The sequence below is a fragment of the Acinetobacter sp. 1207_04 genome, from assembly GCF_052850415.1.
Window position 1 is genome coordinate 68,450 of the sequence record NZ_VXCQ01000005.1, and the last position, 14,767, is coordinate 83,216.

At 36.8% G+C, this 14,767-nt stretch carries 12 protein-coding genes and 1 pseudogene; 4 read left to right on the top strand and 9 right to left on the bottom strand.

The window, feature by feature from the left end:
- Nucleotide 1: 1 nt before the first annotated feature.
- From FW754_RS05895 to FW754_RS05905, 3 genes are read right to left on the bottom strand one after another with little or no spacing between them, the layout of a single operon-like run.
- The gene (locus tag FW754_RS05895; RefSeq protein WP_446324107.1) at nucleotides 2-922 is read right to left on the bottom strand and encodes a TniB family NTP-binding protein; all 921 of its coding nucleotides are present in this window, start codon (nucleotides 920-922) and stop codon (nucleotides 2-4) included.
- Nucleotides 923-926: 4 nt separating this feature from the next.
- On the bottom strand, nucleotides 927-2,837 hold the full coding sequence (locus FW754_RS05900; RefSeq protein ID WP_446324108.1) for a transposase: 1,911 nt from the start codon (nucleotides 2,835-2,837) through the stop codon (nucleotides 927-929).
- The gene (locus tag FW754_RS05905) at nucleotides 2,838-3,548 is read right to left on the bottom strand and encodes a TnsA endonuclease N-terminal domain-containing protein (protein WP_446324109.1); all 711 of its coding nucleotides are present in this window, start codon (nucleotides 3,546-3,548) and stop codon (nucleotides 2,838-2,840) included.
- 156 nt (nucleotides 3,549-3,704) lie between these two features.
- Here FW754_RS05905 and FW754_RS05910 point away from each other — a divergent pair.
- Together FW754_RS05910 and FW754_RS05915 are read left to right on the top strand one after the other, a co-directional pair.
- A pseudogene (locus FW754_RS05910) lies at nucleotides 3,705-4,355 on the top strand (ATP-binding protein); the annotation flags it as partial.
- 78 nt (nucleotides 4,356-4,433) lie between these two features.
- Nucleotides 4,434-4,946 (top strand): GNAT family N-acetyltransferase, encoded by a 513-nt coding sequence (locus FW754_RS05915; RefSeq protein WP_419346171.1) that lies wholly within the window; start codon nucleotides 4,434-4,436, stop codon nucleotides 4,944-4,946.
- 143 nt (nucleotides 4,947-5,089) lie between these two features.
- Here the strand turns inward: FW754_RS05915 and FW754_RS05920 are convergent, their stop codons facing one another.
- Both FW754_RS05920 and FW754_RS05925 read right to left on the bottom strand, forming a co-directional pair.
- Nucleotides 5,090-5,860: a TorF family putative porin gene (locus tag FW754_RS05920; RefSeq protein ID WP_419346172.1), complete on the bottom strand. Its 771-nt coding sequence runs from the start codon at nucleotides 5,858-5,860 to the stop codon at nucleotides 5,090-5,092.
- A 510-nt stretch (nucleotides 5,861-6,370) separates the two neighbouring features.
- Nucleotides 6,371-7,141, bottom strand: coding sequence for a TorF family putative porin (locus FW754_RS05925; protein WP_446324110.1), 771 nt, complete (start codon nucleotides 7,139-7,141; stop codon nucleotides 6,371-6,373).
- Between the two features lie 315 nt (nucleotides 7,142-7,456).
- On the opposite strand from FW754_RS05925, the gene FW754_RS05930 reads away from it, so the two are divergent.
- Nucleotides 7,457-8,770, top strand: coding sequence for an OprD family outer membrane porin (locus FW754_RS05930; protein WP_446324111.1), 1,314 nt, complete (start codon nucleotides 7,457-7,459; stop codon nucleotides 8,768-8,770).
- A gap of 87 nt (nucleotides 8,771-8,857) precedes the next feature.
- On the opposite strand, the gene ppa is transcribed toward FW754_RS05930, so the two are convergent.
- Both ppa and FW754_RS05940 read right to left on the bottom strand, forming a co-directional pair.
- A complete protein-coding gene (gene ppa, locus FW754_RS05935) occupies nucleotides 8,858-9,394 on the bottom strand; it encodes an inorganic diphosphatase (protein WP_409510719.1) in 537 nt (178 codons plus the stop codon).
- Nucleotides 9,395-9,499: 105 nt separating this feature from the next.
- The gene (locus tag FW754_RS05940) at nucleotides 9,500-9,898 is read right to left on the bottom strand and encodes an MAPEG family protein (protein ID WP_409510718.1); all 399 of its coding nucleotides are present in this window, start codon (nucleotides 9,896-9,898) and stop codon (nucleotides 9,500-9,502) included.
- A 107-nt stretch (nucleotides 9,899-10,005) separates the two neighbouring features.
- Here FW754_RS05940 and FW754_RS05945 point away from each other — a divergent pair, with 107 nt between their 5' ends.
- Nucleotides 10,006-10,401, top strand: a complete 396-nt coding sequence (locus FW754_RS05945; protein WP_409510717.1) for a hypothetical protein — start codon at nucleotides 10,006-10,008, stop codon at nucleotides 10,399-10,401.
- 85 nt (nucleotides 10,402-10,486) lie between these two features.
- On the opposite strand, the gene FW754_RS05950 is transcribed toward FW754_RS05945, so the two are convergent.
- On the bottom strand, nucleotides 10,487-12,160 hold the full coding sequence (locus FW754_RS05950) for an AMP-binding protein (RefSeq protein ID WP_409510716.1): 1,674 nt from the start codon (nucleotides 12,158-12,160) through the stop codon (nucleotides 10,487-10,489).
- Between the two features lie 147 nt (nucleotides 12,161-12,307).
- Entirely contained in the window at nucleotides 12,308-14,527 is a 2,220-nt protein-coding gene (parC, locus tag FW754_RS05955; RefSeq protein WP_446324112.1) for a DNA topoisomerase IV subunit A, read from the bottom strand.
- Between the last annotated feature and the right edge of the window lie 240 nt (nucleotides 14,528-14,767).

A 14,767-nucleotide genomic window follows, 5' to 3' on the forward strand; every position in this document is an offset into this window, starting at 1 on the left:
TTTAACTCACACTAAGATTTATATTCCTGATATTTCTTAAACCCTCAGTCGGTTTAAGCCATTTAAACTTATGCACGATGTCATAAGTAATTTCTTCAGTCCCTTGTAAAATAGCTTCTTTAGCACATTCCACTAGTAATCGATTTAAATCACCTAAATTTCCACCAGAGACTTCAAAAATCAGCGTAGCAATCTCTTTTGAAGCAAGATTTGATGATTTTTTTAAGGGCAAAAGCCGAACATAACTAATTAATAATCTTAAAAAATCTTGGTTCAGTTCCCATTTTGGTAAATTCATCACATCAAAACGGCTCGCATATTGCGGATCAGTATGTAATATGGTGATCGCTTCACGAGTACCAACCCCGACAATATTCAGACTCAATTCATTACTAAGATTCTTCAGCGTATTCATGACTTCAGGAAGCATTTTGGCTGAACCTGTCAAACAATTATGAATTTCATCAATGATCAACATTTTTGTCTCATACTTACGCATCAAATGTACTGCTTGATTTCGTAATTTGGCTTCAGGATCTGTTGCCCGAAATGGCACAAAAAAATGATTCAAAATATTGATATAGAGTTCTTTAACATTGGCTTTTGCAGGGGCAAGTATTGGCAGAACTGGCTTAGTTACCGAAAGCAAGTCCATGTCTGCATCACTTACGGTTTTTGTGTAATATTGTTTAGCGAACTCATGAATGATAGTGGTTTTTCCCATGTTAGAATCACCAACAATTAATAGACACTCAGGTCTAAGTTTTCTAGGGCGATTCAGAATATCAGTCAATGTATTCAAAATCGTAATCGCTTTCTTATAGCCAATCCATCGATCTGTGAATAAGGTTTCAATCCTTTCACTATCGCTTAATTGCATGATTTCAAGTACATGGTCTGCAAGATGTTCATATATTTCCATCACATCACCTTAAATCATCAAATGCGGTTAAAGGGGTACTCCACAAATCATCACTTGCCTGATTATTTTCAGAAACTACAGGTATTTTTTTCTGATTATTTTCAGAAAGTTGAGTGATGGCTTTTTCATTTTCCTTTTTTCTTTGATTTGAGCGACGTTGCTTTCGAGTCAAACTTCGAGCCTGATTAAGTTGCTCACGCAGATGCAAAATCGCTTTATAAATCTCATCCTGATTCTGAACATCCTGACGTTCACTTTTGAGATAGTCCTGAACCTGTTTATATTCAAATAAACTAATAGGTGGTATTTCTCGCTTCGCAGTAGGTACTTTAAAATAAGTATTAGAAAAAGGCTCATAAAACCAAATCTGTGAAATATCTCTCGGATCACGCTTAAATACAAACTTTCTTTTACGTTTCCTATTACTATCTTCTGGATCAATAGAATTGACCCATTGTCTTAAACAATCTGCAAAATAGAACAAGTTATCTTTTTGAACACCAGTACGTTGAATGGTTGCTTCAAATTCAGGCAAAAAATCAATAAATAAAGTATCTTCGTCAGATACACGTTCTTTCAAACCCGTTCCTACGCTCGTCTTGGTTCCCCAAACACCTTCTTCCCACTTAATGATAGGAGATGTCCCTAAAGCAGAATGCTTCTTCTGATGATAGACTTTGGTAATCCAATAAACGATATAATATTCAAGCTCTTTTAATGTCATACATGCTTGTTTGGCGGAATCATAAGTTCCTCGCTGTTGTACATTTGAAAAAGTTGTACCATCCAGAACATGCATTTCAAGATTAACTATCCCAATCATACGCTCAATGTGACCACCAAACCTTGCACCACCAATTGGTCTGTATTCCCAGTGAATCCCATATTTTAGACAAGCTTTACTGATGTGATTAGTCCTAAAATCAGGCCCATTATCTGTGTGCACCGAGTCCATGATTCCTTCAACTTGCCACTCAGCATCAATATCAAGTTCAATTAACTTACGTTTTTTTGACAAAATGCAGGATGCTATGCACATCGCTACAGAGGTTGCACTTGGTGCTTCTAATGAGAGGTAATACCCAACGATTATCCGACTAAAAACATCAATCGCCAAGGTTAAATGCGGTTTACCGATTGCTTCTCTATATTCATCATCCACGATTTCAATATCTAAAGGAGTGTGGTCGATCTGTACATACGCCAACGGATAATCTGCATTCGGGAAAGAACCAGCAGCAGCCTTAAATTTATCTATTGCAGCTTTCGATCCATACCGTGATTTTGTCACTTGGTAATCGTTTAAAGCCTCAATTCTTCTACGAATGGAGTTTTCATGTGGTGCTTCAAGTTGTAGCCGTGAACACTCTGCTTTTACAATATCAATCGTTTTGGAAATACTTGGTTTCTTTGCATTCAAATATTCATCATTGATGGCTTGTTTGATAATATTGGAGACTTGAGGTGATAGCCTTGATTTTTCAGTTGTCCAACCTCGTTTTTTGGGAATCAAAGCCATTAGAGAGTTATTTTCTCGATAATCTTTAAGCCACTTCCACAACGTTGAACGATTCACATCATATTCATTCGCTCTATTTTCAACCAATTCGGTTGTAGAATAATTAATTAAAGGTTTAATAATTTCATAACGTTGTAAAGCAATCTGCCAAGCTTCATTACTGATATCTTGATCACCTTTATTTAGATTCTCTGATGATAAATTTTCCGCATCAAAAACAGTCAAGTGCCTAGCATTAACCTGTAAGCTACGCACCGAATCTAGACTTGATATAACCATATCGTTGGCATTTAAAACATTCACAATTTTATAGGGTTGCCCCTCATAACCGACAATTACATTCGGTTTAAGAGTGAGACGGCTACGATCAATACGAATAGCATTAGATTCAATCATTTAAACACTCCCCTCAAATGCATCATTTTGGTTCACCCATATCACTGTTTCAGCAGTTAAAGGGGAGTAAAGATCGCAAGCAATCGTTCGCTTAGCAACAAGTGCCCAAATTTGGTGAATACCTTTCAGGACATTGGTCTTATCTTTAAAAATATGAGCAGGTAATTGATTAATTGTTGATTGACCTAACTTTTGCAGGGTATCGAGTAAAAGATTCTGATCAGTTGGATCTACATGAGAACGTCTAAATTTTCGCAAAAAGTTAATATTTTCCCAATACTGATCGTACAACCTTGATTCATTGATAATTTTAAACTTCCACCCCTTAGCAACAGCATAACGATGAGCTGCTCTGAATTTTGGTTTTAACTTATCCCAATCCTCCATAAGCTTTTTCTTAGGCTTAATCTCGATGAGCATTGGTACTGGGAAATCTTCAAAATCATCACAATTCGAGCTTGAAAACTGTACCAAAAAGTCAGGTGTATACGTCGATTCATTACCTAACTCGGTAATATAAGGAATCACAACAGGCTGTCCGACCACATCAATTACATTGTTATTAAATTCTTGCTTGAGTATGAAATCTCGCTCAAGTGTGGACTCAAACCAAATGGTTTTTTCACCTCTAAAGGCATAATTGCCTGAAATACTCCCATAAACTGTTTGAGCCTTTCGAACAGGCGAATATTCATCACTCAGTTTTTTCATAAAAATCCACCTTAAAGCTACTCGTGCTTATTACTGTAATTTTGCAAGCGACTCTTATCTATTTATGTAAATAATCTAATTTAATTGTGTAAAAAAAGAGTAGCAACCTATTGATTATCTATAATGCCACTCTATTCTATTGCTGTAAATGACAGAGGCTCACAACCGAAACCAGGTGAAATTACGCTCGCTCATTTAGGTGTTTTATTTTTAGATGAATTACCCGAGTTTGATCGAAAAGTTTTAGAAGTCTTACGTCAACCTTTAGAGTCTAAAGAAATTGTGATTTCTCGCGCTTCACGGCAAATGACTTTCCCCGCCAACTTTCAACTCATTGCGGCAATGAATCCATGTCCATGTGGTTATGCTTTTAATCAGGACAGTCGTTGTCAATGTTCGGCAGAAGCGATTAAACGCTATCAAAACCGTATTTCAGGTCCTTTACTTGATCGTATTGATTTACATATTGATGTGCCACCATTAAAAGCACAGGAATTACAGGATAATAAACCTGTTGAAAATTCTGAAACTGTACGATTACGTGTCACTCAAGCATATGATTTACAAATATATCGTCAAAGCTTTCTAAATCAAAGTTTGTCACCACAACAACTTGAAAAATATGCATTACTTGATGATGGTTCACAAAAAATAATTGCGCTTGCACAACAACGATTAAACCTCTCTGCGCGTGCCTATCATCGGATACTTCGAGTTGCGCGTACTATTGCTGATCTTGCTCAATCCGAACATATTCAGAGTATGCATCTCACGGAAGCGTTATCTTATCGTAGTCAAGAAAATTAAAGATTGTTTTGTTTAAATGATCGAATATATTAAAGGTACTATTCAATCATAAAATATGCCTCATCAGGAGTACACCACTTGACCCTTGCTATACAGATTCGACCTGAACAAGATCAAGATATTCATGACATTACTCAAGTGACTGAATTGGCTTTCGCTGATGCGCCACATAGTAGTCATACTGAGCATTTTATTGTGAATGCTTTACGCGAGCAGCAACAACTTACAATTTCGTTGGTCGCATTATTGGATGGCAAAATCATTGGACATATTGCAATTTCACCCGTGAACATTAGCTCAGGTGAAAAAAATTGGTATGGTTTAGGTCCAATCTCTGTTTTACCTAAATATCAAGGACAAGGCGTCGGTTCTGCACTCATTCAGCAAGCGCTACAACAGTTAAAAAACTTAGGTGCTGAAGGTTGTGTACTACTTGGTGAACCTGAATATTATACTCGATTTGGTTTTCAAGTCGTATCAGGGCTGACACTTGCAGATGTTCCTGCTGAATATTTTCAAGCCTTATCCTTTAACGGTAATTTTGCACAAGGTGATGTGACCTATTCTTCAGCATTTGAAGCAACAGCATAATCTAAATATTGAAGTATCATTTTTTACATTCGATTTTCTAACTCAATAATTTAATTCATAAAAAAGCCCGATGAAATCCATCGGGCAAAGCGCATTTGATATCCATTTATTATTCTAAAATTAGTATTATTATTTACAAAAGTTTAGAAAGATTTAGCCAAGGTAAAAACTGCTCCTGTTTCTACAGCACGTTCTCCTGCATGTGACATACCATCAGTATCAATATTGGTTCCAATAGCTGCCAATTCAGCTGTTAAACCCGAAACAGATTTGAAACCATAAGTCACACCTGCTTTCCAATCTACATAATTATCATCGCCATTAAAGTCGTATTTATCTTTATCTACAGTTGTATAACCAACACTCGCAATACCACCAAAACCTGTCGAACCAAACGGCACTGTATATCCAACATTAAAATTCCAACTGTCACCATCTAAACCTGCATAATCATTGGTATAGTTCACATTGGTTAAAATATTATCACCTGAAATAATGGCATCTTTAAAGCCTAATTTTCCATAAAGCTCAACCCAGTTCAAATCACTATCACTTGGATAATTATAATAAAGCACACCAACATCTAATAAAGGTTTACCTGGAAGACTGGTCAAATTTGTAGCAAAACCTAATGATGGGTCAAGCTCTAAGCTTGGTGAGTCCTCACCAAAATCTACATTTGAACCCCAAAGTCCAAAATACAATCCTGATGTATGTGCCAATGTGAAACCAGCTTGAATTGCTGGATCATTTTGAGTTTGCGTAATCCCACGAAAACGATAGTCAGAAGTAATCGCCGCAGAGCCACTAAAGCTCAAACCCAAATTTGACAATGCTGTATTTTCTGTAGCCATTGCGACAGTTGTCATTGATGTTAAAATAGTTGCAGCGATCAGTTTAATTGAAAATTTCATTGGTATTACTCCCCATCAAATGGTGTATTTGTTTTGTTTAAGAACTCGAGAGGTATTTAGCAAATGCTATGCCAATTTTAATATTGATAATATTTTTTTAATAAAAAATTAATGAATTCATGCTTTTAAAATCTAAAATTTTTAATAAAGTTAAATCATGCTGCTGAAGTAATAGCCTTTTCAATTTAAAATTTTCAGTCTAGATATAACTTTATATACACATCATGCCTTTATTTATTCTTTTTAAGCGTAATTGCATATATACAAATGAATTATGCGTTAATTTTGTGCAAAATTGAATCAAGCGACATTCAGCTATTTTTAAATACTATCCTGATCTAATTTGATGCATTTTCGCTTAAATCCTTTATCGCGTTTTAAACACTTACAATACCTTACTGTATCTACTAGATTTTTACTCACCTTATCAAAAACATCATTTGAATGTTTTTTAAGCACAAAAAAGGTGCATATTAAATATGCACCTTTTTATGACAAAGCTAAATTATCTTAAAAAGCATAATTTAAACCGACTACTGTATTGTTATCAAAGTCATCACCTATACGATTTTCACCACCCATCACATAATCAACAGATATCTTTAGACCTGTTTTAGCAATTTCTTTACTAATTCCAAGGCGTGCTTCATTGAAAGCAAAGTCTTTTTTAGTTTCCATTAAAGCATCATCACGACTACTGTTATACACAGAAGCACCAATCGATGTATTCAACATAAACTCATATGGCAATGTATGACTATATGCCGCACTAAGGTACAAATCACCTGCATTGGCAAATGCCGCATCGGCAAGCATAACAGTCATACTCATAGTCAAATCTTTATAAGTAAGTGCACCTAAGACATCAAAACCTGTGGTCTTACGTTTCTCGTTATTGTCTGCATAAACAGTCCCACCATTGTGGTAAATATAGCTCGTTGCTTGTAAACGATAACTCAAGTCTTGATTAATTTCATGATCATAAGCGATATAAAGATCATTTTCGATGCCATGATCTTTGCTTTCATCAGTCATATCATAGTCTAGTGTAGACCCCCAATATCCCACACTAATGCCATTATTAAAGGCATATTCAAGTTCACCTTGTAGAGCAGGTTCATCATTTTCTACACCACCACGGTAAACATATTGTGAAACAACACCAATATTCCCCGATAAGTGCTGTGTCGCCTTTTCAGTCTCAGCAATCGCTGTTTGAGTTAAAAGTGAAGTAATACATAAAGCAGAAAGCGTGTGTTTGGAGAGATAAAAGCAAGACATATGGAAAGACTTGGAACAAAAAGATGAGCGATTCTACTTTTTTTTTAATTTTTAGTAAAAATAAATCACCTATTATTTTTATGACATTATTTCATCTATTTGAAACATTATTTCATTCTTTATAATGGGCTTATTTCATAAAAAAGTGATGCCTAAGTTAAGAAAAACAGAATAATATCTGAAAAACATGTAACTTTAGTAAAATAAAATGATAAACACTGTTATTTTTTTATGTTTTACTTATACAATTCAGTAAAAGAACCGTGTTCTATTTAAACAATATTGTAACCAATAATTTAATTGTGGGAATTTTCGATGCCAACCGCTCAGAAACTTACGTTAGCAGTACTCATTAATGCTGCTCTTATTTCTTCAGTATACGCAAGTGAACAAAGTGAAGCTAAGGGCTTTTTAGAAGATGCTTCTGGTTCTGTTTTACTACGTACTGGCTTTATCGACCGTGATAAGAAAAATGGTGTAGAAGATACTCGCTCTACAGCTCAATCTGCAATTTTCAAATTAGAATCTGGCTATACTCAAGGTATTGTTGGCTTTGGTGTGGGTGCTGTAGGTGATGGTTCTTTCAAAATTGGTAAGAACAATCATGCTGGCAATCAAATGATTCCTCTACACAATGACGGTGCAAAAGATGCAAATGGTCATGTAGACGCATACGATCATTGGGCTCGTGGTGGCGCAAGTGTCAAAGCTCGTATTTCAAATACAGAAGTTCGTTACGGTACTCAAGTTTTAGATTTGCCTGTACTTGCGAGCAATACCGGTCGTATGGTTCCTGAATACTTTGAAGGTGTGCTTGCAACAAGCCGTGAAATTAAAGGTTTAGAATTAACTGCGGGTAAATTTACTAAAAACCAAATGTCCGATCAAATCAATACAGATTCTGATGTGAATGGCAATGGACTCGATAGTGCTATTGTTTGGGGTGCCAAATACAAATTTGATGACCAATTCAACGCATCTTATTATGGTTTAGATTCTAAAAATGCTTTAGAACGTCACTATGTTAATGCCAACTATAAATATCCATTGGCAAATAAAAGCTCTTTCACTGTAGATTTCAGTGGTTATCACACTGAATGGGATAAACAAGCTTTAACTTACTCATCCCCTCTTGGCGATAAAGATGTAGATGGTCGTAGCAATAATATTTGGGCACTTTCAGGTACTTATAACCAGGATGCACACACTGTAATGTTGGCTTACCAGCAAAATACAGGCAATACTGGTTATGACTATGGTCAAAATGCCGATGGCTTCCAAAGTATCTATCTACCAAATTCTTACTTATCTGATTTTATTGGTAATCATGAAAAGTCGGTTCAAGTACAGTACAACTTAGACCTAGGTAGTTATGGTGTTCCAGGGCTAAATTGGACGACTGCATATGTCTATGGCTGGGATATTAAAGTTGCAAATAATCCAGAAGAAGGTAAAGAACGCGAATTCTTTAACCAAGTAAAATATACCGTTCAATCTGGTTTTGCTAAAGATGCTAGCTTACGCTTACGTAACTCAATCTACCGCGCAAATAATGCTTATGACGGCGCATATATTGGTGATACCAATGAATGGCGTATCTTCTTAGATATTCCTGTGAAATTATTCTAATTCACACGATATTTAAGTCATAAAAAAACCTGCATCATCGGATGCAGGTTTTTTTATTCAATATTTGAATCATATAAATCAACAAAATTATTTGTTTGCTGCTTTATACGCTTCAATTGAATCTAATACTTCTTGCTTTGCAACATCAGCACCAGACCAACCACTTAATTTAACCCATTTGCCTGGCTCTAGATCTTTATAGTGAGCAAAGAAGTGTTCAACTTGTTTGATCAATAGTTCAGGAAGATCTGTATATTCTTGAACATTTTTATAAAGCGGTGTTAATTTGTCATGCGGAACTGCGATCAATTTCGCATCTACACCACCATCATCTTCCATGTTCAATTTACCAACAGGACGACAACGAATCACTGAACCTGGTTCAACTGGGTATGGTGTTACAACAAGTACGTCCAGTGGATCACCATCCAAAGACAATGTATTTGGTACATAACCATAGTTCGCTGGATAGAACATTGCAGTACCCATGAAGCGGTCTACAAACAATGCATCAGAATCTTTGTCAATTTCGTATTTAATTGGCGCTGCATTTGCAGGAATTTCAATGATTACGTAGATGTCATTCGGTGCATCTTTGCCCGCTGGGATATTGCTATAGCTCATAGAATTGCTCTTTAACTGAGGTGTTATTTAAAAATCTGGACGATTATAACGCTTTATGTCATTTGAAGAAATAAATTGAATACAGTCTGTATTTAGATTGTAAAATCAAATGATACGGATCACAGTAATCATCAAAATAATGGGACATGCCATCGACAAAAACCAAATGATCGAGCGTAATGTTGCTAGATTCAATAAATAGCAAATACCATAAATAATACGTAAGACAATATACGCGATACCAAGTTTCATAATGATGACTTGTGGCACCACCATATATTCAGCCATCAAAACAGCAGCAATAAATAAGGGTAAGCTTTCAAAAGAGTTTTGCTGTACTGCATTGGCACGTGCTGCTAAACCTGTCGTCTTGGCTAAAAAATCACGTGGATTTTGATTGTCACGGGGTTTAAAACCACCTGTAACTTTGGCAAGAATGGTAAAAACATAAGGCAATAAACAGGCAATTAAAATTAGATATATGATGCCATCTATCCCGGACATGGGTTTATTCTCGTAAAGTCTGAATACAAACCATCATAGCATGTCATTACTGCTATAATTTTGTCTAAGTTTAGAGATTTGCAAAATTGTGTAGTGAGGGCAACATCGTGCAACCAGATCAAAATGAACTGCTTGAGGTTTTAGATAAGCAACGTCAACAACAAACTGAAATTGATCGTATTTTAAAAGTTGTATTGCCCATTTTAGCATTCTTGTTGTGTGTAATTTGTGCCAACTACAATTGGCAATCTACGCTTGGCACACTGCTCGTATTAGTCGTAGCATTTTGGGCGGTTGGTATTAAGAGAATGAATTTATATCTTTGGCTTGCCATTATTGCGGTATATTGCCTCATTGATATCTATTTCAGCTATGGAACAATTCAGCCAACTGCATTGGGTCGTCAAATGGGAACCATGCTGACCTTTACAGGCATTGTCGGTTTGAGTCGTCCTTATATTGATGGTTGGTTTATCCGTTCCAAAAACAATCAGCTCAAATAATCATACATACTTCAATTTTACGATTTAAAACAATATTTTAATACATAAAAAAGCACCCTATAGGGTGCTTTTTATTTTTATGAAATTACTTACGTAAATCTTTACGTAGAATTTTACCTACGTTTGATTTTGGTAATTCATCCATAAATTCCACATAACGTGGGCGTTTATAACCCGTTAGATTTTCTTTTGCAAAAGCAAGAACTTCTTCTGTTGTTAATGATGGATCTTTTTTAACAACGAACAACTTTGGAATTTCACCCGATTTTTCATCAGGTACGCCAATTGCTGCAACTTCCAACACTTTAGGATGAGTTGCAATAACTTCTTCAATTTCAGAAGGATAAACGTTAAAGCCTGAAACCAAAATCATGTCTTTTTTACGATCAACAATTTTGAAGTAACCACGTTCATTCATGATCCCGATGTCACCAGTACGGAAATAACCATCTGCAGTCATCACTTTCTCAGTTTCATCTGGGCGGTTCCAATAACCTTTCATGACCTGAGGACCACGAATCGAGATTTCACCTTGCTCACCTTGTGGTAGATGATTGCCATCATCATCCAAAATTGCCATATCTGTTAATGGAATTGGAACACCAATCGTGCCACTAAATTCTGTCGTTGCAGGTGGATTTGCTGATGCAACAGGAGAAGTTTCAGATAAACCATAACCTTCGATAATGATCGTACCTGTCACTTTTTTCCATTCAGCAGCAGTCGATGGCAATACAGCCATACCGCCACCCATCGCCATTTTCAAACGACTAAAATCAAGCTGACGGAATTCTTCGTTATGTACAAGTGCATTAAATAATGTATTTACAGCAGGGAAGAAACCTGGTTGATATTTACGTAATTCTTTAATCACCGCAGGTAAATCACGTGGATTCGGAATCAAGATATTCGCTTGACCTTTATACATGCCGTACAGTGCACAAACCATAAATGCAAAAATATGATACAGCGGTAAAGCACAGAAGATACGGTCATCTTTCGCACCATCACCTTGCCCAAATTTACTTTGGAAAATACCGTCACACTGCAACAGATTGGCAACCAAGTTGCGATGTGTCAGTTCCGCACCTTTAGACACACCTGTCGTACCACCTGTATATTGGAGTACAGCAGTATCACTCAATGTCATATTTGGACGTTTGTAGTTATCAGCACTAACTTTCGCAAGTGCCGCATTAAACTTGATATGCCCTGGAATATTCCAAGCAGGAATTTGTTTACGAACATTACGTAAAACAAAATTAACCAATGTACCTTTTAATGTGCCAAGCATATCGCCAACTGAAGCAACAACCACATGCTTCACTGGTGTTTTTCCATGGATCGCTTGATATACGGTAGCAAAGTTTTCAATAATCACTAAGGCTTCAGCACCAGAGTCATTTAACTGATGCTCAAGCTCACGTGTAGTGTACAGCGGGTTAACATTAACCAAAACCAAACCTGCACGGAAGACCGCCAATGCAACAATTGGATACTGCAATACGTTCGGCATCATCACAGCAACACGGCTGCCTTTTGCTAAACCAAGGCTCTGAAGATAGGCTGCAAATTTACGGCTTGCAACTTCAAGTTCACTGAATGACAACGCCTTATCCATAAAGATAAATGCGTCACGTGAGCCAAACTTTTGGAAATTACGCTCAAAAATATCAATAAGTGAGGTATTTTCCGGCGGCAATTCTACTGTCTCTGGAATCCCAGTTTTTTGGTATTCAGTGAACCATATCTTTTCCATAATGCCCTATTCTCCAATCTCTAATCCTTGGTTTTAAAATGTTTTTCTCAATATTAAGCATGCTTTTTAACTTTCTTTTGCTCAATATTGCATCCATCTGCTCGAATACTCACATATATAACGTATTTCAAGCTATGGATGCCACTATTATCTTTGAATGAGCAGTTTATTTGCTTTCTGATATCCTCGTGGTAGGAGCAAACCTTTACTTGCTCTTTTTCCGATATATTTTTGTAAATCATCACCTTTCAGTTTTAATTGCTGTTGTCCCGCAACCACATGAATCATTTCATTTAAATTCAATACCGCTACAGATAAGACTTGATCACCCGCTTCAAGTTGTATCAACTTATTCCCTTTTCCTTTATTTAAAACAGGTAAGTCAGCAAGATCAACCAACAGCAAACGCCCTGCTGTACTTAAAATCGCAAGATGTGTTCCATCCTTAATAACCTCTAAGGGGAATGCTTTCGCATCATCTGCAACTGTAAGGAAAGATTTACCTGCTTTAGCATTAGTATCTAATTGTTTTGCTTGTGTTTTAAATCCATAACCACTAGAACTTAATGCAACGATTTCACTATCATCTTCTTCAACTAAGGTTTGAATAAAACCCACACCATTTGCAGGTGAAAGTTTTGAACTCAGCGGTTCACCTAAACCTCGTGCAGATGGCAAACTGCTAATTGGAAGCGCATAACTACGTCCTGTTTCATCCAACACGTAAACTTTCTGATTGGACTTCCCTTGTGCAGAACTCAAATACTGATCGCCTGCACGGAAATTCAATTTTCCAACATCAATATCATGACCTTTGGCACAACGGATCCAACCAGCTTCTGAAAGTATCACTGTCACGGCTTCCGCAGGCATTAAATCTTGTTCACTCATTGCAGATGCTTCTGCACGTTGCACAATTGGAGAACGGCGATCATCACCAAATTTTTTCGCATCATCTTTAAGTTCATCAATAATCAATGCTTTTAAAGATTCAGGATTTGCCAACTGCTCCCTAATAATCGCTGCGCGAGCTTCAAGTTCTTCTTGTTCACGGCGCATTTCCATTTCTTCAAGTTTTGCCAAATGACGCAACTTCAATTCTAAAATGGCTTCCGCTTGAATTTCATCAATATTAAAACGTGACATCAACTCAGGTTTTGGCTGATCTTCTTCACGAATAATACGAATCACTTCATCAATATTTAAAAAGGCAATAATTAAACCACCCAAGATATGCAGGCGTTTTTCAATTTTATTCAAATGATATTGCAAACGACGTGTGACCGTATTCTTACGGATTTCAATCCATTCCAATAAAATTCGGCGGATCGATTTTACTTGTGGACGACCATCAGCACCAATCATGTTCATATTGACACGATAGCTTGATTCTAAATCTGTCGTTGCAAATAAGTGGCTCATCACTGACTCTGCATCAATACGATTAGAGCGTAAAACAATAACCAAACGTGTTGGATTTTGATGATCTGATTCATCACGTAAGTCACTTACTAATGGTAACTTTTTGGCTTGCATCTGATCGGCAATTTGTGTGATGACTTTTGAACCTGACACTTGATATGGCAGTTCACTAATAATAATTTCGTTTTTTTCGATAGTATAAATGGCACGTGTGCGATAACTACCTCGCCCTGTAATCTGAATTTTAAGCAATTCAGCAGGTGGTGTAATAATTTCTGCACGGGTTGGTAAATCAGGTGCAGGGATATATTCTGCGACTTGTTCATCGGTCAAATGTGGCTTACGAATCAGCGCAATTGTTCCTTTGACCACCTCACGTAAATTATGCGGAGGAATATCGGTTGCCATTCCCACCGCAATACCCGTTGTACCATTGAGTAGGATATTCGGTACACGTGCAGGCAAATTGACAGGTTCTTTCATTGAACCATCAAAATTGTCCTGCCAATCTACTGTGCCTTGTCCAAGTTCAGTCAGTAATAAATCGCTATATGCCGACAATTTCGCTTCGGTATAACGCATTGCTGCAAATGATTTTGGATCGTCAGGAGAACCCCAGTTGCCTTGTCCTTCAATAAATGGATAACGATAACTAAACGGCTGTGCCATCAGTACCATAGCTTCATAACATGCAGAATCACCATGTGGATGGTATTTACCCAATACATCACCAACAGTACGTGCAGATTTTTTTGGCTTACCACTTGGTTTAAGTCCAAGCTCACTCATTGCAAAAACAATACGGCGCTGAACAGGTTTCAGACCATCACTGATATGTGGCAATGCACGGTCCATAATCACGTACATGGCATAATTGAGATAAGCTTGTTCGGTAAATTCTGCTACGGAGCGATTTTCTGTCGCTTGATGCGTAAGGATTGTCATAACAACCTTTAATCCTAAATAAATGCGTTCTAAATGTGTTTATGTATCTATGTTCTTATGCTAAATCGCAGGGTCTAATGAAACAAGGGGAAGTCTGTTCCATAACGACAATTTATGACACTCTATGTCCCTACTGAGGTAAAATTATCCACTTTCAGTCAAATGATCAAGCCTTATAAACTGATTTATTAGATTCTCTTGTACTAGATGTATTCTTTATAAATTCAAGCTAAGCCAAAA

What these genes read in the sequence shown, in the direction of transcription:
- FW754_RS05895 (WP_446324107.1), bottom strand. Translation starts at nt 922, where the DNA reads ATGGAAATATATGAACATCTTGCAGACCATGTACTTGAAATCATGCAA.
- parC (WP_446324112.1), bottom strand. Translation starts at nt 14,527, where the DNA reads ATGACAATCCTTACGCATCAAGCGACAGAAAATCGCTCCGTAGCAGAA.
- ppa (WP_409510719.1), bottom strand. Translation starts at nt 9,394, where the DNA reads ATGAGCTATAGCAATATCCCAGCGGGCAAAGATGCACCGAATGACATC.
- FW754_RS05920 (WP_419346172.1), bottom strand. Translation starts at nt 5,860, where the DNA reads ATGAAATTTTCAATTAAACTGATCGCTGCAACTATTTTAACATCAATG.
- FW754_RS05925 (WP_446324110.1), bottom strand. Translation starts at nt 7,141, where the DNA reads ATGTCTTGCTTTTATCTCTCCAAACACACGCTTTCTGCTTTATGTATT.
- FW754_RS05940 (WP_409510718.1), bottom strand. Translation starts at nt 9,898, where the DNA reads ATGTCCGGGATAGATGGCATCATATATCTAATTTTAATTGCCTGTTTA.
- FW754_RS05930 (WP_446324111.1), top strand. Translation starts at nt 7,457, where the DNA reads ATGCCAACCGCTCAGAAACTTACGTTAGCAGTACTCATTAATGCTGCT.
- FW754_RS05950 (WP_409510716.1), bottom strand. Translation starts at nt 12,160, where the DNA reads ATGGAAAAGATATGGTTCACTGAATACCAAAAAACTGGGATTCCAGAG.
- FW754_RS05905 (WP_446324109.1), bottom strand. Translation starts at nt 3,548, where the DNA reads ATGAAAAAACTGAGTGATGAATATTCGCCTGTTCGAAAGGCTCAAACA.
- FW754_RS05900 (WP_446324108.1), bottom strand. Translation starts at nt 2,837, where the DNA reads ATGATTGAATCTAATGCTATTCGTATTGATCGTAGCCGTCTCACTCTT.